General features: G+C 65.2%; 23 protein-coding genes and 1 tRNA gene. 12 read left to right on the forward strand and 12 right to left on the reverse strand.

Annotated features, from left to right (window positions below):
• Positions 1-99 precede the first annotated feature (99 nt).
• Both KBY74_RS06530 and KBY74_RS06535 read right to left on the reverse strand, forming a co-directional pair.
• Positions 100-504 (reverse strand): nucleotidyltransferase family protein, encoded by a 405-nt coding sequence (locus tag KBY74_RS06530; RefSeq protein WP_254941995.1) that lies wholly within the window; start codon positions 502-504, stop codon positions 100-102.
• Between the two features lie 19 nt (positions 505-523).
• On the reverse strand, positions 524-688 hold the full coding sequence (locus KBY74_RS06535) for a hypothetical protein (RefSeq protein WP_254941996.1): 165 nt from the start codon (positions 686-688) through the stop codon (positions 524-526).
• On the opposite strand from KBY74_RS06535, the gene KBY74_RS06540 reads away from it, so the two are divergent.
• Complete coding sequence (locus KBY74_RS06540; protein WP_254941997.1) at positions 669-1,097, forward strand: hypothetical protein; 429 nt, start codon at positions 669-671, stop codon at positions 1,095-1,097. The two genes, KBY74_RS06535 and KBY74_RS06540, sit on opposite strands and share 20 nt — an antisense overlap.
• Here KBY74_RS06540 and folP read toward each other — a convergent pair.
• The 3 genes from folP to KBY74_RS06555 form a co-directional block, all read right to left on the reverse strand.
• Entirely contained in the window at positions 1,094-1,879 is a 786-nt protein-coding gene (gene folP / locus KBY74_RS06545) for a dihydropteroate synthase (protein WP_254942020.1), read from the reverse strand. The genes KBY74_RS06540 and folP overlap by 4 nt on opposite strands.
• A 71-nt stretch (positions 1,880-1,950) precedes the next feature.
• Complete coding sequence (gene tpiA / locus KBY74_RS06550; protein WP_254941998.1) at positions 1,951-2,679, reverse strand: triose-phosphate isomerase; 729 nt, start codon at positions 2,677-2,679, stop codon at positions 1,951-1,953.
• Positions 2,680-2,707: 28 nt separating this feature from the next.
• Complete coding sequence (locus KBY74_RS06555) at positions 2,708-2,905, reverse strand: RNA-binding S4 domain-containing protein (protein ID WP_106632961.1); 198 nt, start codon at positions 2,903-2,905, stop codon at positions 2,708-2,710.
• Positions 2,906-2,940: 35 nt separating this feature from the next.
• On the opposite strand from KBY74_RS06555, the gene KBY74_RS06560 reads away from it, so the two are divergent.
• From KBY74_RS06560 to KBY74_RS06570, 3 genes are read left to right on the forward strand one after another with little or no spacing between them, the layout of a single operon-like run.
• The gene (locus tag KBY74_RS06560; protein ID WP_254941999.1) at positions 2,941-4,680 is read left to right on the forward strand and encodes an ABC transporter ATP-binding protein; all 1,740 of its coding nucleotides are present in this window, start codon (positions 2,941-2,943) and stop codon (positions 4,678-4,680) included.
• The gene (locus tag KBY74_RS06565) at positions 4,680-4,979 is read left to right on the forward strand and encodes a hypothetical protein (RefSeq protein WP_106632963.1); all 300 of its coding nucleotides are present in this window, start codon (positions 4,680-4,682) and stop codon (positions 4,977-4,979) included. Before KBY74_RS06560 ends, KBY74_RS06565 begins: the two co-directional genes overlap by 1 nt.
• 23 nt (positions 4,980-5,002) lie before the next feature.
• The gene (locus KBY74_RS06570; protein ID WP_106632964.1) at positions 5,003-5,236 is read left to right on the forward strand and encodes a DUF6447 family protein; all 234 of its coding nucleotides are present in this window, start codon (positions 5,003-5,005) and stop codon (positions 5,234-5,236) included.
• A 28-nt stretch (positions 5,237-5,264) separates the two neighbouring features.
• Here KBY74_RS06570 and KBY74_RS06575 read toward each other — a convergent pair whose 3' ends face one another.
• From KBY74_RS06575 to carB, 5 genes are read right to left on the reverse strand one after another with little or no spacing between them, the layout of a single operon-like run.
• On the reverse strand, positions 5,265-6,278 hold the full coding sequence (locus KBY74_RS06575; RefSeq protein ID WP_254942000.1) for an ABC transporter substrate-binding protein: 1,014 nt from the start codon (positions 6,276-6,278) through the stop codon (positions 5,265-5,267).
• Complete coding sequence (locus tag KBY74_RS06580) at positions 6,259-7,122, reverse strand: ABC transporter ATP-binding protein (RefSeq protein WP_254942001.1); 864 nt, start codon at positions 7,120-7,122, stop codon at positions 6,259-6,261. Before KBY74_RS06580 ends, KBY74_RS06575 begins: the two co-directional genes overlap by 20 nt.
• Positions 7,119-8,009: an ABC transporter permease gene (locus tag KBY74_RS06585; RefSeq protein ID WP_254942002.1), complete on the reverse strand. Its 891-nt coding sequence runs from the start codon at positions 8,007-8,009 to the stop codon at positions 7,119-7,121. The genes KBY74_RS06580 and KBY74_RS06585 overlap by 4 nt, the downstream gene beginning before the upstream one ends.
• Before the next feature lie 32 nt (positions 8,010-8,041).
• On the reverse strand, positions 8,042-8,740 hold the full coding sequence (locus tag KBY74_RS06590; RefSeq protein WP_254942003.1) for a DUF3386 domain-containing protein: 699 nt from the start codon (positions 8,738-8,740) through the stop codon (positions 8,042-8,044).
• Between the two features lie 25 nt (positions 8,741-8,765).
• The gene (gene carB, locus KBY74_RS06595) at positions 8,766-12,104 is read right to left on the reverse strand and encodes a carbamoyl-phosphate synthase large subunit (protein ID WP_254942004.1); all 3,339 of its coding nucleotides are present in this window, start codon (positions 12,102-12,104) and stop codon (positions 8,766-8,768) included.
• A 97-nt stretch (positions 12,105-12,201) separates the two neighbouring features.
• Between carB and KBY74_RS06600 the strand changes: the two genes are divergently transcribed.
• The 6 genes from KBY74_RS06600 (at position 12,202) to KBY74_RS06625 (ending at position 16,570) form a co-directional block, all read left to right on the forward strand.
• Entirely contained in the window at positions 12,202-12,837 is a 636-nt protein-coding gene (locus tag KBY74_RS06600; protein ID WP_106632970.1) for a DUF3318 domain-containing protein, read from the forward strand.
• Positions 12,830-13,240: a ribosome silencing factor gene (rsfS, locus tag KBY74_RS06605; RefSeq protein WP_254942005.1), complete on the forward strand. Its 411-nt coding sequence runs from the start codon at positions 12,830-12,832 to the stop codon at positions 13,238-13,240. Before KBY74_RS06600 ends, rsfS begins: the two co-directional genes overlap by 8 nt.
• Positions 13,241-13,245: 5 nt before the next feature.
• Entirely contained in the window at positions 13,246-13,728 is a 483-nt protein-coding gene (locus tag KBY74_RS06610; protein WP_254942006.1) for a CGLD27 family protein, read from the forward strand.
• Positions 13,729-13,747: 19 nt separating this feature from the next.
• A complete protein-coding gene (locus tag KBY74_RS06615) occupies positions 13,748-14,719 on the forward strand; it encodes an asparaginase (protein ID WP_254942007.1) in 972 nt (323 codons plus the stop codon).
• A gap of 43 nt (positions 14,720-14,762) precedes the next feature.
• Positions 14,763-14,839, forward strand: a tRNA-Met gene (locus KBY74_RS06620).
• Positions 14,840-14,923: 84 nt separating this feature from the next.
• Entirely contained in the window at positions 14,924-16,570 is a 1,647-nt protein-coding gene (locus KBY74_RS06625; protein ID WP_254942008.1) for a GMC oxidoreductase, read from the forward strand.
• 151 nt (positions 16,571-16,721) lie between these two features.
• Here KBY74_RS06625 and KBY74_RS06630 read toward each other — a convergent pair whose 3' ends face one another.
• Both KBY74_RS06630 and KBY74_RS06635 read right to left on the reverse strand, forming a co-directional pair.
• Positions 16,722-16,958 (reverse strand): DUF2811 domain-containing protein, encoded by a 237-nt coding sequence (locus KBY74_RS06630; RefSeq protein ID WP_254942009.1) that lies wholly within the window; start codon positions 16,956-16,958, stop codon positions 16,722-16,724.
• A 414-nt stretch (positions 16,959-17,372) separates the two neighbouring features.
• The gene (locus KBY74_RS06635) at positions 17,373-18,482 is read right to left on the reverse strand and encodes a sirohydrochlorin chelatase (RefSeq protein WP_254942010.1); all 1,110 of its coding nucleotides are present in this window, start codon (positions 18,480-18,482) and stop codon (positions 17,373-17,375) included.
• Positions 18,483-18,559: 77 nt separating this feature from the next.
• On the opposite strand from KBY74_RS06635, the gene KBY74_RS06640 reads away from it, so the two are divergent.
• Both KBY74_RS06640 and KBY74_RS06645 read left to right on the forward strand, forming a co-directional pair.
• On the forward strand, positions 18,560-19,222 hold the full coding sequence (locus tag KBY74_RS06640; protein WP_254942011.1) for a ParB-like protein: 663 nt from the start codon (positions 18,560-18,562) through the stop codon (positions 19,220-19,222).
• A 67-nt stretch (positions 19,223-19,289) separates the two neighbouring features.
• On the forward strand, positions 19,290-19,736 hold the full coding sequence (locus KBY74_RS06645; protein ID WP_254942012.1) for a universal stress protein: 447 nt from the start codon (positions 19,290-19,292) through the stop codon (positions 19,734-19,736).
• Positions 19,737-19,753: the final 17 nt, after the last annotated feature.

Raw genomic sequence — 19,753 nt, forward strand, 5'->3', positions numbered from 1 at the left:
CCCATTCCACATCCGGGTAAGCCGGATCGAGGTTCAACTGCAGGGCCCGCAGGTGACGATCCACCAAGGCCATCAACACCCTCGCATCCTCCTTGGGCGTCATGGCTGCACCACCAGCACTCGGCCGTGGCGAGCCGCCTCACTGATCACGTGCCAGCGGGAACCTGCCAGCCGGGCTGCATCAGCCGAACCGCTTACCACCAAGTCCACCGAAAGGGGCAAGTGCTGGAGGGGCCGGAAATGGCGCCACCAGCTCGACACCTTCGCCTCCCCCTCGAGATGGGGGCTGCGCTCCACCACCAGCAGATCCAGATCCGACTCCGGCCTGGCCTGGCCCGTGGCGCGGGAACCAAACACCACCAGGGCCTGCACGGAGGGATCAGCCGCAATCTCACTCAGGGCTGCCTCAAGGCTGCTGGCAAGGCTGCCATCCAAACCTGGGCCCAGATCGGGCAGGTCCAATGGCTGGGGAGTGGTCCAGTCGGCGAGGGCGTGACCTGTCATGGAGCCATTCTGACGGCAGTCACACGCTGCGGATCACCGCAAAGGGATTGCGCACGGTCACGTTGCCATAGGTCTGGCCATCCGTCATGTCCTCCGACAAGACCAAATCGCAGCCGGATTGCTGGGCAGCGGCCAGGATCGCCAAGGAAGCATTAAGCCGGCGCATGACGACCAGCACCGACACCAGCTTCAAGCGCCAAACCCTCGGCAACAAGCTGGTACAGGCCGGCGTGCTCGACATCGAAGAGCTGGAGCAATTGCTGGAGGACTACCGCCCCTTCGCTGAAACCCAGCGCTTTGGCGAATTCCTACGGCTCAACCTGCAGGTGCCGCCCCAGATGCTGGATCTACTACTCAACCCCGCCCTGTTCGATGAGCAGGGCTTCAATGAGAAGCGGCTGGGTGAGCGCCTGGTGGAAATGGGCTGCATCACCCCTGAGCAACTTGATCAGGCCCTCGACCAGCAACGCAGCAAGGGGGGCCGGGTTGGCGAGCTGCTGGCCGAGCTGGGCTTCATCTCCACCACCACGGCCCGCTTCTTCTCGCTGGCCAAAGTCAACGAGAAAGGTCAGATCGACTACCAGGCCGGCTAAGCGGGCCGAAGCGCATCGGCCATCCGGGCAACCTGCACGATTGGCCCAACGTCGTGCACTCGCAGGATGCGGGCCCCCTGGGCAATCGCCTGGCTGCACACCGCCGCCGTGCCCCACAGCCGGGCACGGGGCCTGGGCTCGTTCAACACCGCGCCTATGAAGCGCTTGCGCGAAGGCCCCACCAGTAGGGGAAAGCCTTCCGCCGCCAGGGTGCCTAGACCCCGGAGCAGCTCCAGGTTGTGGTCGGTGTCCTTGGCGAAGCCCAACCCCGGATCCCAGATCAGCTGCCGCGGGCGCACACCCGCCGCCAGAGCCATTTCAGTGGCCTCCAATAGGCCAGCCCGCACCTCCGCCACCACATCGCCGTAGTAGGCAAGGGAGTTCATGCTGCGGCTATCGCCACGGCTGTGCATCAACACCAGTGGGCAGCCAGCAGACGCCGCCAAGCGCAACAGGGCCGGATCGCGCCGGCCGCCGCTGACGTCGTTTATCCAGTGGGCGCCCGCCGCCAATGCCGCCTCGGCCACCGCCGCATGGAAGGTGTCGATCGAGAGCAGGGCGCCTGGATGGGCAGCGCGAATAGCAGTAAGAGCGGGCAGCAGCCGCTCAAGCTCCCGCTTGGGCCCCACCTCCTCGGCGCCGGGCCTGGTGCTCTGGGCGCCAAGGTCGAGCAGATCGGCTCCCTCGGCCAGCATCCGCCCAGCGGCGCACACCGCGTGCGCCACGCTGGGAAGGCGGCCGCCGTCGCTGAAGGAGTCGGGGGTGAGGTTCAGCACCCCCATCACTGCGGTGCGCTCGCCCCAGGCGAAACGGGGTTGATCGATCACGGGGGGCCAGTCTCAGGGAGCCAGTCTCAGCGGCCGTAGTTGACGATGCGGGCAAAGCTCACCGGATCGAGGGAAGCCCCACCCACCAAGACGCCGTCGATGTCGCTCTGGGCCATCAGATCGTCGATGGTGGCAGGGTTCACCGAGCCGCCATATTGCACCGTGACGCTGGGGTTGCCCACCCAGCCCCGGATCAGACCGCAGATGCGGTTGGCCTCCTCGGCGGCACAGGTCTTGCCGGTGCCAATCGCCCAGATCGGCTCGTAGGCCACCACCACCTGGGTGGGATCCACATCCTCAAGGCCCTGTTCGATCTGGCGGTGGATCACCCGCTCGGTTTCATTGGATTCCCGCTGGTCGAGGCTTTCTCCCACGCACAGGATCGGGATCAAGCCATGGCGCTGGGCATTGCGGGCGCGCAGGTTGATCTGCTCATCGCTTTCGCTGTAGTACTTGCGCGGCTCACTGTGGCCAACGATGGCGTAACTCACCCCGTGCTCCAGCAGCATCGGCGCCGAGATCATGCCCGTGTAGGCCCCCTGGTCTTCCCAGTGCACGTTTTGGCCAGCAAACTCAACGCCAGCACCCTCCAGGTGGCGGCAGAGCGTGGGAATCGAGGTGAAAGGCGGAGCGATCACCACCTCCCGATCGTCTGGGGAGTCGGCAATCAGGGGCCGAAACGTGGCCGCAAATACCCGCGTCTCAGCGCAGGTCATGTGCATCTTCCAATTACCCGCGATCACGGCCTTACGCATCGGCCCTCTCCAGCACTGTCAGGAAAACCTAATGGGCCGGCGGCCTGGTCCCCATAAACAGCAGCTCGCGGCCGTCGATGTCGACCGCATCACCGGGGGCCAACTGACGACCGCGACGGGTTTCGATGGCGCCATTCACCCGCACATCACCGCGCTGAATGCGCAGCTTGGCTTCGCCGCCGGTGCCCGCCAGGCCTTGGTATTTGAGGAATTGATCGAGTTTCAAGGGGCGGCTTGGGGGAGCAGCGATAGCGTGACCGCATGCTTGCACCCTCGCCGGCCGGGTTTCGACACCTCTGGCCGCTGCTGAAACCCCACCGCCGGCGCCTGCTGGCAGGTGGGCTATGCATGGTGATCTATGTGGCTTGCTGGCCGCTGCTCGCCTGGCTGGCAGGCCAGCTGATTCCAGCCATCGGCGCTGGCAACTTCCCAGTGGTGCTGCGCACTATCGCCGCGGCCCTGGGACTGTTTTTGGTGCAAAAGGCGGCCCAGTTCGGCCAGGACACCCTGCTGGCCGGGCCGGCCCTGCGGGTTAGTCAGGAGTTGCGGCGGGGCCTATTTGCCCGCCTGCAACGGCTGGAATTCGGCGCCCTCGAGAAGCTCTCAGCCGGCGACCTCACCTATCGCCTCACCGAAGACGCGGACCGGGTGGGCGAGGTGATCTACAAAACCATTCAAGACACCACCCCCAGCGCCCTGCAGCTGGTGGTGGTGCTCGGCTACATGGTGTGGCTCGATTGGCCCTTAGCCCTGGCCACCCTGCTGCTGGCGCCAGTGGTGGTGCTGCTGGTAAGCAGCTTTGGCGCCCGGGTAATGACCGCTGCCGAACGCAGCCAAAAGCAGGTGAGCGAGCTGGCGGGCCTGCTGGGCGAAGCGATCGGTGGGCTGCCCTTAGTGCGGGCCTTCGCGGCCGAGCCCTGGCTGCAGCAGCGCTTCGACACCGAAATCGACCTGCACCGTCGGGCCCGCTACCGCACCCTCAAACTGCTGGCCCTGCAGCACCCGGTGGTTGGCTTTCTGGAAGCGGCCGGCATCCTCACCGTGCTGCTGCTCGGCGCCGCCCGGATTCAGGCCGGTGGCCTCAACAGCCAGGGCTTCAGCAGCTACGTGGCGGCCCTGCTGATGCTGATCGACCCGATCTCGCACCTCACCACGAACTTCAACGAGTTTCAGCAGGGCCAGGCCTCGCTGCGGCGACTGCGGGCGATCGAGGCCGAACCGGTGGAGGCTCCAGACCGGCCCTCGGCCCAGCCGCTGGGCAGCGTGCGCGGCGAGCTGGTGCTCGAGCAGGTGCGCTTCGGCTACAACCCCGCCCAACCGGTGCTGCACGACCTGGATCTGCAGGTGCGGCCTGGCCAGGTAGTGGCCCTGGTGGGTCCCTCCGGCGCCGGCAAAAGCACCCTGTTTTCCCTGCTGCTGCGCTTCAACACCGCCCAGCAGGGCCGGGTGCTGCTGGATGGCCACGACCTAGCCGATCTGCGGGCGCGGGAGCTGCGCCGCGCCGTAGCCCTGGTGCCCCAGCAAAGCAGTGTATTTTCTGGCACGGTGGCCGAAGCGATTGCCTTCGGCCGGCCCGCCAGCGAGGCTGCCATCCGCCAGGCCGCCAGCCTCGCCAACGCCGCCGGCTTCATCGAGGCCCTGCCCCAGGGCTACACCAGCCGCATCGAAGAGCGGGGCAGCAACTTCTCTGGCGGCCAGCTGCAACGGCTGGCCATTGCCCGCGCCGTGCTCGGCAACCCGGCGGTGCTGCTGCTGGATGAAGCCACCAGCGCCCTCGATGCCGAAGCGGAGGAGGCGGTGCAGCGGGGCTTGGAGCAGGCGATGGCGGGCCGCACCGTGCTGGTGATTGCCCACCGGCTAGCCACCGTGCAGGGTGCAGACAGAATCCTGGTACTCGATGGCGGTCGCATCGTCGAACAGGGCAGTCACAATGAGCTGATGGCGCAGGGGGGCCGCTACCGCGAGCTCTGCGAGCGCCAATTCATTCATCTGCAAGCCTGATGTCTTGGGAATACCGGGTGATCCACATCAACGTGGAGAGCGGCAATCCGCCGGGTCCTCCCTCACCCAAGGCAGATAGTGAGCGGCTCGGCGGCGCCCTGAGCCCGGAGTTTCTTAAAAAAGAATTCCCGCAGCAATATGACGCCGCAGCTACCAAACCACGCCACCCAGCCGAACAGCTGCAGTTTTTTCTAAATGCCCTCGGCAAGGAAAACTGGGAGATGGTGGAAGCAGCCCAGGTGGGCCCGCTGCTGATGTTTTTCTTCAAGCGACCGGGTGGCCTGCCTCCCGTATCCTGAGGGCTGAAGATTTTTTGCCACTCGTGGACAACGTCGCCCAGCAATCCGACAACCAGCCGCCCGTGCTCACCTTCGAGGGCAAGCGCTACGACCTCAACGGCTTGCCAGATGAGATGAAGGAGCTGGTGCGTGGCATGCAAGTAGCTGATGCCCAGCTGCGCATGCATGAAGACACTCTGAAAGTGCTTGCCGTTGGCCGCCAAGCCATGGCAAGCCAGCTCAACGACAAGCTGCAAAACATCACCCCCCTGCCTTGAAAAGGGGGTGATGCGATGGTGGTGGGCTCTAGCTCACCACCTTCTGGGCTTCCTTGATCAGCTCCTCAGGCAGGGTTACCCCGATCGCTGCGGCGGTGGCCTTGTTCACCATCAACTCCGTTTTGGTGAGGGGCTCGAAGGCCATCTTGGCCGGCGATTCTCCCTTCAATACCCGCACCGCCAGCTTGCCTGCTGCGTAGCCGTCATCGAAGTAGGCCCAGCCGATCGTGGCCAGGCAGCCGGGCAGCTTGATGTCGTCGGCATCCACCGAATACACGGGAATCTTCTTCTCTAGGCCCACCTTGGCGATCGAGCCGAAGCCCTGAATCGTGGCGTAATCGCCGATCTTCACGAAGGCCTCTACCTTCTTGTCGGCCAGCACTTGGGCGGCTTGCAGCACTTCGCCGGAGTTGGCCACCGCCTGCTCCACAACGGTGATGTTGCGTTTGGCTGCCTCCTCCTTGAGCACCTTGGCTTCATATTCGGAGTTGGGCTCACCGGGGTTGAAGATCAGGCCCACGGTCTTGAGCTCAGGGTTGATTTGGCGTGCCAAATCGAGCTCCTTGCCCACCGGGTTGGTGCCGATCGTGCCGACCACATTTGGCTTGTGCTGACCCACGGCACCCGGGGGCGTGCCCGCGCCGGCACCCCAGGGATTGGAGCAATAGCAGAACAACACAGGAGTGGTTGCTGGGGCCACCTTCATGGCGGCCTGCAGGGGCGGTGTGCCAACCGCCAGGATCATGTCCACCTGGTCGCCCACAAACTGCTTCATCACCAAGGTGGTGTTGGGCAGCTCGCCGGCGGCATCCTTCTGGATGAAGTTGACGTTTTTGCCAGGGATGTAGCCAGCTTCTGCCAGGGCCGCTTCAAAGCCTTTGCGGGTGTTGGTTGGAGGCGGGGCTTCCACCATCTGCAGCATGCCGATGGTGGGGCCTTTAACCTTGGTGCCACCGCCGAGCTTGCCGCAGGCGGAGAGCACCACCGTGCTCACGGCGCCGGCCCCTGCCAGGGTTAGAAATTCACGACGCTGAAGACCCATCAGTGGCACTGGAAGACTGCGGCGCAACTATGGCTGCTCCATACATCGCCCGCAACGCGGCCGGTTCGAGATATTCACGCTCGGCAGCATTCCAGTCGCCGATCAAGCCACCCTCATGGAGCATCACCAACCTGTCGCCGTGGCTCAGGGCCTGCTCGAGGCTGTGGGTCACCATCAAGGCGGTAGTGCCCAGCTGACGAACCAACCTGTCGGTGAGCGCCATCACCGTTGCTTCGGCCCGGGGGTCAAGGGCAGCGGTGTGCTCATCAAGCAGCAGCAGATCCGGTGAACCCAGGGTTGCCATCACCAGGCTGAGGGTCTGGCGCTGGCCACCGGAAAGCTGACCCACCGGTTCATCGAGACGGTCGGCCAGGGGCAAGCCCAGCTCGCCCAGCAGCTCGCGGTAGCGCCTGCGGTCGCCGCCATTGGGATGGATGCCCCCAAAGGCACTAATCAAAAAACCTGCTGCAAACCTGGCTGGCCTGTTGCGCCGCTCCGCCAGCCGCAGGTTTTCTGCCACGGTCAGCCCCGGACAAGTTCCCTCCAGAGGGTTTTGCATCACCCGGCCGATCCAGCGAGCCCGCTGGTGATCTCGCAGGCGGTGCAGGGGGCGACCGCCCAGGTGGATACGGCCAGCGCTGTGGCGCAGGGTGCCAGCCACCAGATTGAGCAGGGTGCTCTTGCCGGAGCCGTTGCTGCCAATCACCACCAGAAACTGGCCGGGGGGGCAGCTCAGCGAGAAACCGCTGAACAATTGCCGCCAGCCCGATCCAGGTAGGGGATGGCCCCAGCTGAGCTCCTCAACGCTGAGACCAGGGGCGCTGAGATGAGGGGCGGAACTCATTGCTCCTGCCTCCGCTGGTCTGCCGAAAGACCCGGTATGCGCAGCCGTCCGAAGGCCAGGGCGATCAGCAGCAGCAGGGCCGTTGCCAGCTTGAGATCAACCGGTTCGAGGCCCAACTGCAGGGCGATGGCGATCATGGTGCGGAACAAAATCGCCCCCACGGCCACCGCCAACAGGGCCCGGGGCAGCGAGCGCGGCCGCAGCACCGCTTCGCCAATGATCACCATGCCTAGTCCCAGGATCAACGAGCCGATCCCCATGGTCACATCGGCAAAGCCCTGATAGGTGGCAACCAGCGCCCCGGCCAGGGCCACCAGACCATTAGCAGCGGCGATACCCACCGTGAGACCGCGGCGCTGGTTGATGCCGTTGGCGCGGGCCATGGTGGGGTTGTTGCCCAAGGCGCGCAAAGACAAGCCGAAATCTGTGGCCATCAGGAAGGAGATCAGCAGGATCATCCCAACGGTCGCCAGGGTTAATCCCACGGCCCATTGACCATCCAGGCCAAGGCCCAGATCGGGGAGGGCCAGAATTCCAGCAGGGGTTTCAGACAGGGGGATGTTCGAGCGCCCCATCAGCCTCAGGGTGATCGAATAAAGGCCCGTGGTGGTGAGGATGCCTGCAAACAGATCATTCACACCCAGCCGGGTGTGGATCAGGCCGGTAACCATGCCAGCCAGGCAGCCAAACAAGATCGCCAGCCCCAAGGCCACCGGCACCGGGGCACCCTGGCTGATCAACACCGCAGCGGTGCCACCTCCCAGGGCAAAGGAGCCATCCACCGTGAGGTCTGGGAAGTTGAGGACGCGCAGCGTCAGGTAGGTGCCTAGGGCCAGGCCGGCATAGGCCAGGCCCTGGTCGTAGGCACCAATCCAAAGAGAAAACATGGCTGCATTGTGCCTAGCAGCGGCCGATTGGCTTAAGCCAAGGGGGCAAGATCCTCGAAACGAAACACCTGGCGGCCGGCCGGCGTTTCGCCATGGGCCTCGGTCTCAACCACCCGCTCGCTCAGCACCCAGGGGCCAGCCTCGGTCAGCGGCACAAAGGTGTCGGTGAAGCGGCTGGTGCCACCCTTGGCTTCGCCGCTGGCGGGGTCGCTGTACTGGCTGGTGTAGCTGCGGCTCAGATAGCCGCTGCCGGTGTCTGTGGTGCTCTCGGTGAAGATCGTCACCACGGTGCCGTGGATGTGGCGATGCACCATCGTCACCACGTCGTTCTGGATCCGGTAACGGTCACCGGTGTTCTTGCCGCCCACGATCACCTCGGTGCCCACGGCATCGGTGTCGCCGGCGCTGAAGGTGTTGGCGCCATGGGTTTGCTCAAAGCTGCGGCGCACCCGGTGGATCGCTACCTCCCACAGTTGGGAAGCCAGGGCCTTGTGAATCTCCTCATCGGCGACGCCAGCCACCGTGGCCTTAAGGTCGGCGCCAACCACGAAGGTGCCCTCTACGCGCTTTCCGTCTTCACCCGCATCACCGTCTTGTTCCCAGATGCAGCGGCCCTGATAGCCACCGAAATCCGGCTCCCAGGTGTAGCGATTTTCATAGGCGGCCCGGAAAGCCGCCGTGCAGTCGCTGCCTGAGGTGATCTGGTTGCTGACTTGGGTGCTGGCTGTCAAGGCGGGATCTATCGGGTCCCTAACCCTAACGAGTGAGTCCGGGGTGGATGTCCTGCAGGGCATTCACCTCAATCTTCTGCTGCTGCAACGCCGTGATCGCCTCGACAGCGGCCCGGGCCCCGGCCAGGGTTGTCACCGTCGGCACGGCGTAGTCGAGGGCGGCCCGGCGCAGATATTTGTCGTCGTGGGCAGCCTGGCGGCCGATCGGGGTGTTGATGATCAGCTGAATGCGGGCCGAGCGGATCGCGTCTTCAATATTGGGACGGCCCTCATGCACCTTGAGGATTGATTCCACCTGCAGGCCAGCGGCTCGCAGGGCCTCGGCGGTGCCGCCGGTGGCGATCAGGTCAAAGCCCAGCCCCACCAGCCGCTCCGCCACCGGCAGCAGGGCCTGCTTGTCGCGGTCGTGGGTGGAGAGAAACACCGTGCCGCTGGTGGGCAGGGCCTCGCCTGCGGCCAACTCGGCCTTGGCATAGGCCATGCCGGCGCTGCTGGCGATGCCCATCACCTCGCCGGTGCTGCGCATTTCAGGGCCCAGCAACGTGTCGGAACCCGGGAAGCGCTTGAACGGCAGCACCGCCTCCTTCACCGTTTGCAGAGGCGGGATGGGCTCGGCCGTGAGCCCCAGCTCCGCCAGGGTGCGGCCGGCCATCAGCTGGCTGGCCACCTTGGCCAGGGGCACGCCGGTGGCCTTGGCCACAAACGGCACCGTGCGGGAAGCACGGGGATTGGCCTCGATGATGAACACCCGCTCGCCCTGCTCAGGGTCGATTTGCACTGCGAACTGCAGGTTGATCAGGCCGCGCACCCCAAGGGCCAGGGCCAGGGCCCGGCTCCACTCGCGGATCGTGGCCAGGGCTGCCTCGCTCAGGCTCACCGACGGCAGCCAGCAGGCCGAATCGCCCGAGTGGATGCCCGCCGGCTCGATGTGCTCCATTACACCGCCGATCACCACTACCCCCTCCCGATCGCAAAGGGCATCCACATCCACTTCGATGGCGTTATCTAGGTATTGGTCGATCAGCACTGGGTGATCGGGCTCCACCTGCACCGCTTCCACCATGTAGCGGTTGAGCTCGGCTTCGTCGTAGACGACCTCCATGGCGCGCCCGCCCAGCACGTAGCTGGGGCGCACAACAACTGGATAGCCCACGCGCGCAGCGATGGCCCGGGCCTCGGCCTCACTGCGGGCCAAGCCATTGCGGGGCTGGCGGATCTCCAGCCGGCGCAGGATCGCTTCAAATTGCTCCCGGTCTTCGGCGGCGTCGATCGATTCAGGTGAGGTGCCCCAGATGCGAGTTCCGGTGGCCAACCCCTCGGGCGAAGCCAGCCAGCGCAGCAGCGGGATCGCCAGCTTGAGAGGTGTCTGGCCGCCGAACTGCACGATCACCCCCTCGGGATGCTCCACCTCAATCACGTTGAGCACGTCTTCGAGGGTGAGGGGCTCGAAATAAAGCCGATCGGAGGTGTCGTAATCCGTTGACACCGTCTCCGGGTTGCTGTTCACCATCACGGTGGCGAAGCCCTCGGCCTGCAGGGCGAAGGAGGCGTGCACGCAGCAATAGTCGAATTCGATGCCCTGGCCGATGCGGTTTGGCCCGCCGCCCAGGATCATCACCTTGCGGCGGCTCTCCGGCTGCACCTCGTTTTCGGGCGGCACGATCTCCAGCTCACCGGCCGCATTGAGCCGCTCCAGCGGCCGCTCGTAGGTGGAGTAGTGATACGGCGTGCTGGAGGCAAACTCCGCCGCACAGGTATCGACGGTTTTGAACACGGCATTGATACCCAGCCCCTGACGGTGGCGCCGCACCGTGAGTTCATCGCTGCCAGTGGCCCAGGCGATCTGGCGATCTGAGAAGCCCAGCTGTTTGAGCTCCAGCAGGGCGGCGGCATCGAGTTGCGCGAGCTGGCGGCCCCGCAGCAGCCGCTGCTCAGCTTCGAGGATGCAGCGCAGCTTGGCCAAAAACCAGGGATCGATGGCGCTGAGCTGGTGGATCTCGTCGTCGCTGCGGCCGACGAGCATCGCCTCGCGCACGGCGAAAATCCGCTCAGGCGTGGCGGTGCGCAGGGCCCGCTCCAGGGCGGTGGGATCGGGGGCAAGCGTGAGGTCTCTGGCGGCATCGGGGCGGTCGCAGCCCCAGCCGGCATGGCCCGTTTCCAGGGAGCGCAACGCCTTTTGGAACGACTCCTCAAAGCAGCGACCGATCGCCATCGCCTCCCCCACCGACTTCATCGAGGTGGTGAGCACCGCCGGGCTACCGCGGAACTTCTCAAAGGCGAAGCGGGGAATCTTCGTGACCACGTAATCAATCGTGGGCTCGAAGCAGGCCGGGGTGGCACCGGTGATGTCGTTGACGATTTCGTCGAGGGTGTAACCCACCGCCAGGCGGGCGGCGATCTTGGCGATTGGAAAGCCTGTGGCCTTCGAAGCCAGCGCCGAGCTGCGCGATACGCGCGGGTTCATCTCAATCACCACCACATCGCCGTTGGCGGGGTTGATCGCAAATTGAATATTGCTGCCGCCGGTATCGACGCCGATCTCGCGGATGATCGCGATCGACTGGTCGCGCAGCCGCTGGTATTCGCGGTCGGTGAGGGTTTGGGCCGGTGCAACGGTGATCGAATCACCGGTATGTACCCCCATCGGATCGAGGTTTTCGATGCTGCAAACGATCACCACGTTGTCGGCGCTATCTCGCATCACCTCCAGCTCGAATTCCTTCCAGCCCAGCAGCGACTGCTCCACCAGGATCTGGGAGACGGGGCTGGCCTCTAGGCCGCTTTTGCAGAAGGCGCGGAACTCCTCGGGGTTGTAGGCGATGCCACCGCCGCTGCCGCCCAGGGTGAAGGCCGGCCGGATGATGCGGGGATAGCTGCCGATGACCTCGCCCACCCGCTCCGCCTCCTCCAGGGTGTTGGCGATGCCGGAGGGACAGACAGCGACGCCGATCCGCTCCATCGCCTCCTTAAAAAGCAGCCGGTCTTCCGCCTTGCGGATCGCCTGCAAATTGGCGCCGATCAGCTCCACCCCGTGCTTTTCCAGGGTGCCGTTTTCAGCCAGGGCTACCGCCAGATTGAGAGCGGTCTGGCCGCCCATCGTCGGCAGCAGGGCATCGGGCTGCTCGATCTCAATCACCCGGGCCACCACCTCGGGCGTAAGTGGCTCGATGTAAGTGCGATCCGCCATGTCCGGATCGGTCATGATCGAGGCCGGGTTGGAATTCACCAACACCACTTCGAAGCCTTCTGCCCGCAGCGCTTTACAAGCCTGGGTGCCGGAATAATCGAATTCGCAGGCCTGGCCGATCACGATCGGCCCCGAGCCCAGCAGCAGGATGCGCCTGAGGTCCGTGCGGCGGGGCATAGGGGGTGGGCAAGCCAAACCTGCCTAGCCTCTCACGCCCCCCTGGCAGCAGCTGGGGCTGGAATCGCTAACCTGATTGATAACGCGGAAGCCCTAGATGAGTGAGCTCCAGCGCCTGAAAGGGCTGCTGCCCCCTGAATTACAGAGCTGGGTGTTTGTTGAAGCGGCCGCCTCGGTGGAACCGCCCCTGATCACCATCGAGGAGATCGGTCGCGATGAAGTCGAAATTCAGGTCGACCTGGAAAGCTGGGACGGGCTGGCGATAGACCATCGCAACCTGCTGTTTTGGCACGAGGTGGGCCGCGTCCAGAACGATGCGGTACCCCGCGACGGTTGGGAGATGGCGGCCCTGGCGATCGGCCTGGGTGGAGCCATCGGTGAGCTGTGGGTACAGGACGGCCTCCTCCTGGTGATGGCCCTGGGCCTGTCCGGCTTTGCCGGCTACCGCCTCTACCTCAAAAACAACTCCGAGAAGCGACTGCAGGACGCCATCGCCGCCGATGAGCGGGCCATCGACCTGGCCACCCGCTTCGGTTACACCCTGCCCAATGCCTACAAGAGTTTGGGCGGCGCCCTCAAGGAGCTGGTGGAGCAGACCCGCAAGAAAAAGAAGCGCGCCTTCTACGAAGACCGGCTAGAGGCACTGCGCAAGAGTGCCGGCAAGGCCCGGGCCGAAATGGCCCAGCAACAGGGCTCGCGTCAATCCGTCACCAGTGAGAACGTCTATGGCTGATTCCCCCGCTGGCAGGCCCACGACCCACCAGGAGCTCGACAGCGAGCAGCTGGCCAAGCTGGCGGCAGAAGCCTGTGACGACCGCAAGGCCGTGGACATTCGCCTGATCCGGGTTGACGAGGTGTCGTCGTTGGCCGATTGGTTTGTGATCTGTAGCGGCCTCTCCGATGTGCAGGTACGGGCCATCGCCCGCTCGGCTGAGGATCAGATCGAGGAAACCACCGGCCGGCTACCCCTACGGCGCGAAGGCCAGAAGGAAGGCCGCTGGATGCTGCTCGATTACGGCGAAGTGATCGTGCATGTGCTCACCCCCAGCGAGCGCACCTACTACGACCTCGAATCCTTCTGGGGCCACGGCGAACAGGTGCGCTTCGTAAGCTCAACTTCAGCAGTTTCTCCCTGACCGCCATGCCGTGCCCGGTGCCCCCCGAGCAACGGCCCCTGCAGGAATACGAGCAGTTGCTGGCCTCCTGGTTTTTTGTTTGGCCGACCCACGACCTGCCAGGTCTGTTGCGCCCCTTAGCCACCAGCTGGCTGTTGCTGCTGCCCCTCTCCACCTTGGTGGCTAGCGGCAGCTGGGTGTTGCGCCACCACCCGGCCCAGCTGGTGCTGGCGGGCATGGTGGCTGCAGTGGCGCTGCCGATGCTGCTGCTGGTGCGCCAGTGGCTCGGATGGAACTACGTGCACCGCCGCCTGGTTTCCGAGCGGGTCGAATACGAGGAATCGGGGTGGTACGACGGACAGGTGTGGGAAAAGCCCCTGGCCTGGCGCCAGCAAGACCTACTGGTGGCCCAGCACCAGGTGCAACCGGTGCTGCGGCGGCTGCAGCAGGGGGCAGCCCTGGCGGTAATCCTGGCCCTAGTGGGGGCCAGCCTCTGTCAGGCTCTTTGAGATCAGCTCCTGGGCTCTTGTGACCCTGTCCTCCAGTTTTGGTGGCACCGCCCGCGGGGGCGTCCCTCCCCTGGAGGTGCGGCTGCTGCGCAACGGCATCGTCGAATCGCGCCACCGTGTGCACGCGGTGGTTTGCGACGGCCGCGGCCGCGTATTGATGCGGGCAGGCGATCCCCAGCAGCTGAGCTTTGTGCGCTCTGCCCTAAAGCCCTTTCAGGCCACGGTTTTTGTGAGCAGTGGCGCAGCCGACCATTGCAATTGCGGCGAGCGGGGCCTGGCGATCGCCTGCGCTAGCCACATCGGCACGGCCATGCACGCCCGCGAGGCCTTCAAGCTGCTTTGGGGCGCTGAAATCGAGGCCGAGCAGCTGCAATGCCCCGTGCCCGACTGCGGCAAAAGCCCCCTTGAGCACAACTGTTCCGGCAAGCACGCCGCCTTCCTGGCCACCTGCCGGCAGCTGAACTGGAGCACCGAGAGCTACCTACAAAAAGAGCATCCTTTGCAGCAGGAGGTGTTTAAGCGCGTGGGCGATCTGCTCGCCCTGCCCGCCGCCGAGCTGCTCACCGCCCGCGACGACTGCGGCGCCCCCACCCTGCAGCTGCAACTTGCCCAGATGGCCCTGCTCTACGCCCACCTGGGCGCCGGAAGCCAGGCCGACCTGGAGCGCCTCAGCCGGGCAATGCTGGCCCACCCCGAACTGGTGGCAGGGGAGGGGCGCTTTGACACCGAACTGATGCGCGGCGGCCATGGTCAAGTGGTGAGCAAGGGCGGAGCTGAAGGCATCCAGTGCCTCAGCCGCGTCGGCGAAGGCATGGGGGTAGCGATCAAGGTGGAAGACGGCTCCGCCCGAGCCAAGCAAGCCGTAGCCCTGCACCTGCTCGAGCAGCTCGACTGGCTAACGCCGATAGCTCTCGAAGAGCTGCGCACTCGCTTCTTGATCCCAGCCCCCCATCTGCGCCTGGAGGTGATCGGCGAGCTGCGCTTCGACTGAGCGGCAGTACTAGGCACTTCGACTGGTATGGTTAAGAGGTCGACGCGGGGTAGAGCAGTCTGGTAGCTCGTCGGGCTCATAACCCGAAGGTCGCGAGTTCAAATCTCGCCCCCGCCACCACTTCCCAAGGCCCCGGCAGTCTCCTGTCGGGGCTTTGTTGTTTGAACATTCACCTCCGCTGCCCCAGCGATCACCGCCCAGAAAATGGCCATCCCCGCCAGCGTGACCCAGCCCGACGCCATCGTGGTGGGCTCCGGCGCTACCGGCGGTGTGGCTGCCATGGTGCTGGCCGAGGCGGGGCTGCGGGTGCTGGTGCTGGAGGCCGGTCCCGAGCTCTCATCCCGCCAGGCCTTCGGCAGCGAACCGCTGAATACGGCCCGGCGTGTGGCCAGCATCGCCAGCGGCCAGCAACGCCTGCAGCGCCACCATCCGGGCTTCTGGAAACACAATCCCCAGCTGTTCGTCGATGAGCGGCTCAATCCCTACTCCACCCCAGACGACGCCCCGTTTTTGTGGAGCCGGGGCCGGCAGGTGGGGGGCAAAAGCCTCACCTGGGGAGGCATCACCCTGCGCCTTTCCGACTACGAATTTGGTGCAGCTGAGCGCGATGGCCAGGGGGCAAGCTGGCCAATCGGCAGCGCCGAACTAGCGCCTTACTACACCCGCCTTGAGCAGTTGCTGGAGGTGCATGGAGCCTGCGACGGCCTGCCCCAGCTGCCCGATGGCCACTTCAAGGCGCCCCTGCCCTTCACCCCAGGCGAGCGCCACCTGCAGCGCCGCATCGGCGACGAGCTTGGCTTGCCCCTGATCCACTCGCGCGGCTTCAACCTGCACCGGGGTGCGGGCTGGCCCCGCTCCGCCAGCCAGGGGCGCACGTTGGCACGGGCCCTGGCAACGGGGCGCACCCAGGTGCGCAGCAACGCCGTGGTGAGCCACCTACTGCTCGACGGCGACCGAGCCCAGGGCGTGGTGCTGGTAGATGGCAAAACGGCAGCACACGAGCGCATTGAGGCGCCCTTGGTGGTGCTCTGCGCCTCAACGATCGAGACACTGCGGATCCTGCTGCACTCGAGCGAAGCCCACCAACGCGGCGGCCTAATCGATCCATCCGGCAGCCTCGGGCGCTATCTGATGGACCACATCTCCAGCAGTCGCTTCTTTTCGATTCCCGGGGTGCCAGCCCTCGATGGGCCCAGCGAACTTTCTGGGGCCGGTAGCTGCTTCATACCCAACACGGTCAACCTTGATGCTGGCAGCGAAACTGATTTCAGTGGCGGCTATGGCCTCTGGACAGCCCTGCAGCGCTTTGATCCACCCGCCCTGCTGCAGCGACGCCGAGGCGAGGCGGTGGGTTTTCTGATCGGTCACGGCGACGTGCAACCCAACGCCGACAACCAGGTGACGTTGAACGGCGAAAAACACGATGCCTGGGGGCTACCCACCGCCCACATCAACTGCCGCTGGGGTGAAAACGAGCAGCGCCTGGTAGCCCACATGCACCGGCGCATGGAGGCGGTGGTGGCAGCTGGTAGGGGGCAGATCCGGCCCATCGAAGAGCTATTTGTGCTGCCGCTGCTGGAGCCCTGGATCCGCACCAGCCTGGCGGTGAGTCCCGAGGCGCCACCACCTGGCTACTACATCCACGAACTCGGCGGCGCCCGCATGGCAAGCCAGCCCGAGGCAGGTGTGGTGAATCACCTCAACCAGTGCTGGGGCGCCCCCAATGTCCTGGTAGTCGATGGGGCCTGCTGGCCCCGGGCCGGCTGGCAGAGCCCAACCCTCACTGAAATGGCCATAACCTGGCGCGCTTGCGAAGCCGCTGCAGCCAGGTTGCGCCAAGGAGACCCATAACCCGGTTGCGATCCGGTGTCTATCGCCACAACCGGGTTGAGCAACCCTGCTCACAATGGCAACGTCGACCTCTAAAGGGTCGGGCAAGGGAGTCTCAGGCGGAGGTTGGCCCCTCCGCCTTTTTTGTTATCTGCCACCAGATTTGAAAAATTCAGCGGCGCAGGAACAGGCCGTTGAGGTAGTGCTGGCTCACCCCCTGATCGGCGCAGCCGTGCTGAAACAGGAAGCTGGAAAGCGCTGAGGAGATCAAGCGGTATTGATCCCACTGGGGGTGGCTGCGCAGGAACTCGCGCATGCCATCGAACAACACCTCTGGCACCTCCGCCTCCAGGCTGATGCTGCCGGCTTCTGCCTCCACTAACCCTTCTGCGCAGCTGGGCTGCTCCATACATCGTTGGAGGTGACTGCGCTCGGCTGCCATTACGAAACAAGAGTTGGGTGACCTAGTAGGCCACATCGGTGCCAGGTCCGTCAAAGCCTGAAGGCCAGGGCGAAACCACACCGTTCTCAACTGAGATTGCCTGTGCCGGCGGCTCCATAACGGCGCAGCGAGGATTTTCAAAGCCTGCAAGGGCGGCCGCTGGTGGTGATGTCAAGGCCAGACTGAACAAAAGCAGTTATTCCCCAACTGCCAGGCCTAAACTGGCTTAAAAGCCTCATTTCTGGGGAAAACCCCTAATAAACCGGGGAAAAGACGGCAATAATGGGGAATACGGATAACCAATCAGCAGAACTGATGAGCTGGAGTCTCGCGAGACTTCCGGCGAGCTGAGAAGACTGAGCCACGCCAAACCGAGAGGGCTCAGCTGCTACTGCCCTGGCGCAGGGTTGTGGGACCGAGGGGATGGTCCGCGTGGGGGTAGGGCGGATGGTGATGGCTGTGCCCGTGGTCGTGGCTGTGCCCAGGGGAGTGGTCGTGATCGTGGGTGTGGCCGCCCACTGGAATCGGCACGCCATCGGGCTGGCAGGCACCGGTGCACTCGCGCTCACAGAGGTCACAGCCGTCGGTGAGCCCTTCAACGTGGTGGTGGTGGCTTTGCTGGGGCGCCCCAACCTCAGTCTCAAAGCCCAGCACCTGGGCCCGGTATTTGCACAGCGAACAATTCATGTTGGCGTCACCGCGCACCACCTCCGCCACCCGCTCCACAAAGGTGTCAAGCACCAAGGGGTGATCGGCCAGGTAGGAGGCCTTCAGGAACTCCACCTCGGGATGGTCCTGGGCCACCCGCTCGGTGTGCTGCTGGATCCGGCTCACCAGCACCCCGGAAAACAGGAAATAGGGGAAAACCACAACCCGGCGATAGCCGAGTCTCACCACTTGGCGAAGTCCAGGCTCCACCAACGGAAAGGTGACCCCGGAATAAACCGTTTCACCCCAGCCAAAACCAAAACCCTCCACCAACATCCGCGTCACCTTGGCGACATTGGAATTGGCATCGGGGTCGGACGAGCCCCGGCCCACCACGACCAACATGGTTTCGTGCAGGGGCACCTCTGTGGCTGCCGCATCAAGGACTTCGCGAATCCGGGCCCCGGCGGCCTGAATCATCTTGAGGTCAACCCCCAGTTCACGGCCGTAGTCGATGCGCAGACCCGTCTCTGCCGCGTAGGTATTGAGCACCGACGGGATGTCGTTTTTGGCGTGGCCCGCTGCAAACAGCATGGCCGGCACGGCCAGCACGTGGCTTACCCCCCGGGCCCGCAGCGCCTCCAGGCCATCGCGCAGGATCGGCCTGGCAAATTCCAGGTAGCCGTATTCCACAGGCACCTCGGGCAGCAGCCCTTGGAGCCCCTTGGCCAGCTCGGCAAATTCGGCCACTGCCAGCCGATTGCGGCTGCCGTGGCCGCAAACCAGCACCCCGATCGGGCCGTGGGGGCCAGCACTCAGGTCGGGATGGGAGGGGGAAGCCATGGCCACTCGCACTTGAGGGCGACCCTATTCCGGGAAGCAGCGGGTCAGGATGGGGATATCCGGGCTGCCTAGCCGTCATGGCCCTGCGCCTTCCCCCATACCAGCCATTGCCGGCCCCGCGCCCGGGGGGTGAGCTGCTTGAGGTACCCATCGCCCAGCTGCGCCCCACCCAGCTCTGCGTGGGATTGGCTGAAGTGCGCAGCAGGCTGCGCGATTTCGGTGCCGAAAATGCCCGCGAACGCCGCTCCTACCTGGGCAGCAAGCCCGTGCCGCTGGTGCGCAGCGCCGATGGCAGCGTGTGGATGGTCGACCGCCACCACCGCCTACGGGCCCTGATCGAGATCGAACCCGGCGCCACCGCCTTCGGCTACGTGGTGCTCGAACTCGACAGCCCCGACCCCCAGCAGGTGCTTGCTGCCCTGCACCAACGCGGCTGGCTCTACCTCTATGACGGCAGGGGCTTGGGGCCCCTGCCCCCCAGCGCCCTGCCAGAGCAGCTCACAGGCCTGCAGGACGACCCTTACCGCAGCTTGGTGTGGAAGCTGAAGCAGGAGGGGGTGCTGGCCGCCGCCCCGCTGATTCCCTTCCACGAATTCCGCTGGGGGGCCTGGCTGCGCAGCCGCCCCCTGCCGCCCTTCAGCTCCGAGCAACTCGAGCCGGCCCTGCCCCGCGCCCGCGCTCTGGCCCGCTCCCGCGCCGCTGCCCACCTGGCTGGCTGGCTGGGCTCAGGCAGTTGCTAGGCGGCGCCAGTTGCTAGGCGGCGCCAACTGCCCCAGGCTGGAGCTCCACCGCCCCCTTGCGCCGTAAATGCCATATCGCCACCTGCTGGTGCCAACCGATGGCTCCGAGCTCTCAGACAAGGCCGTGCAGCAGGCAGTGGCGCTGGGCCACAGCCTGGGAGCTCGTATCACCTTTTTCCACGCGCAATCCAACTTCCCCATCTCCCTGGTGGGCGTGGGTGAGCTGGTGGACCCCAATACGGTGATCGCCCTGGTGCAAGCCGCTCGCCATGGCGCCGAGCAAATCCTGGCGGCAGCAGCAGCCGTGGCCCAGGGCGCCGGGGTGGTCAGCGACCAGGACACCGTGGTTAGCTCCATGCCCTACGCGGCAATCGTGGAGGCGGCCAACCGCCATGGGGCTGATCTGATTGTGATGGCCTCCCATGGCCGCCGCGGCCTGGAGGGGGTGCTGCTGGGCAGCGAAACCCACCGGGTGCTTACCCACAGCAGCTGCCCGGTGCTGGTTGTGCGTTGAGCTCCGGCCACTACGCT

This window comes from Cyanobium sp. A1C-AMD (assembly GCF_024346495.1).
In the GTDB taxonomy this organism is placed as follows: domain Bacteria; phylum Cyanobacteriota; class Cyanobacteriia; order PCC-6307; family Cyanobiaceae; genus Cyanobium_A; species Cyanobium_A usitatum.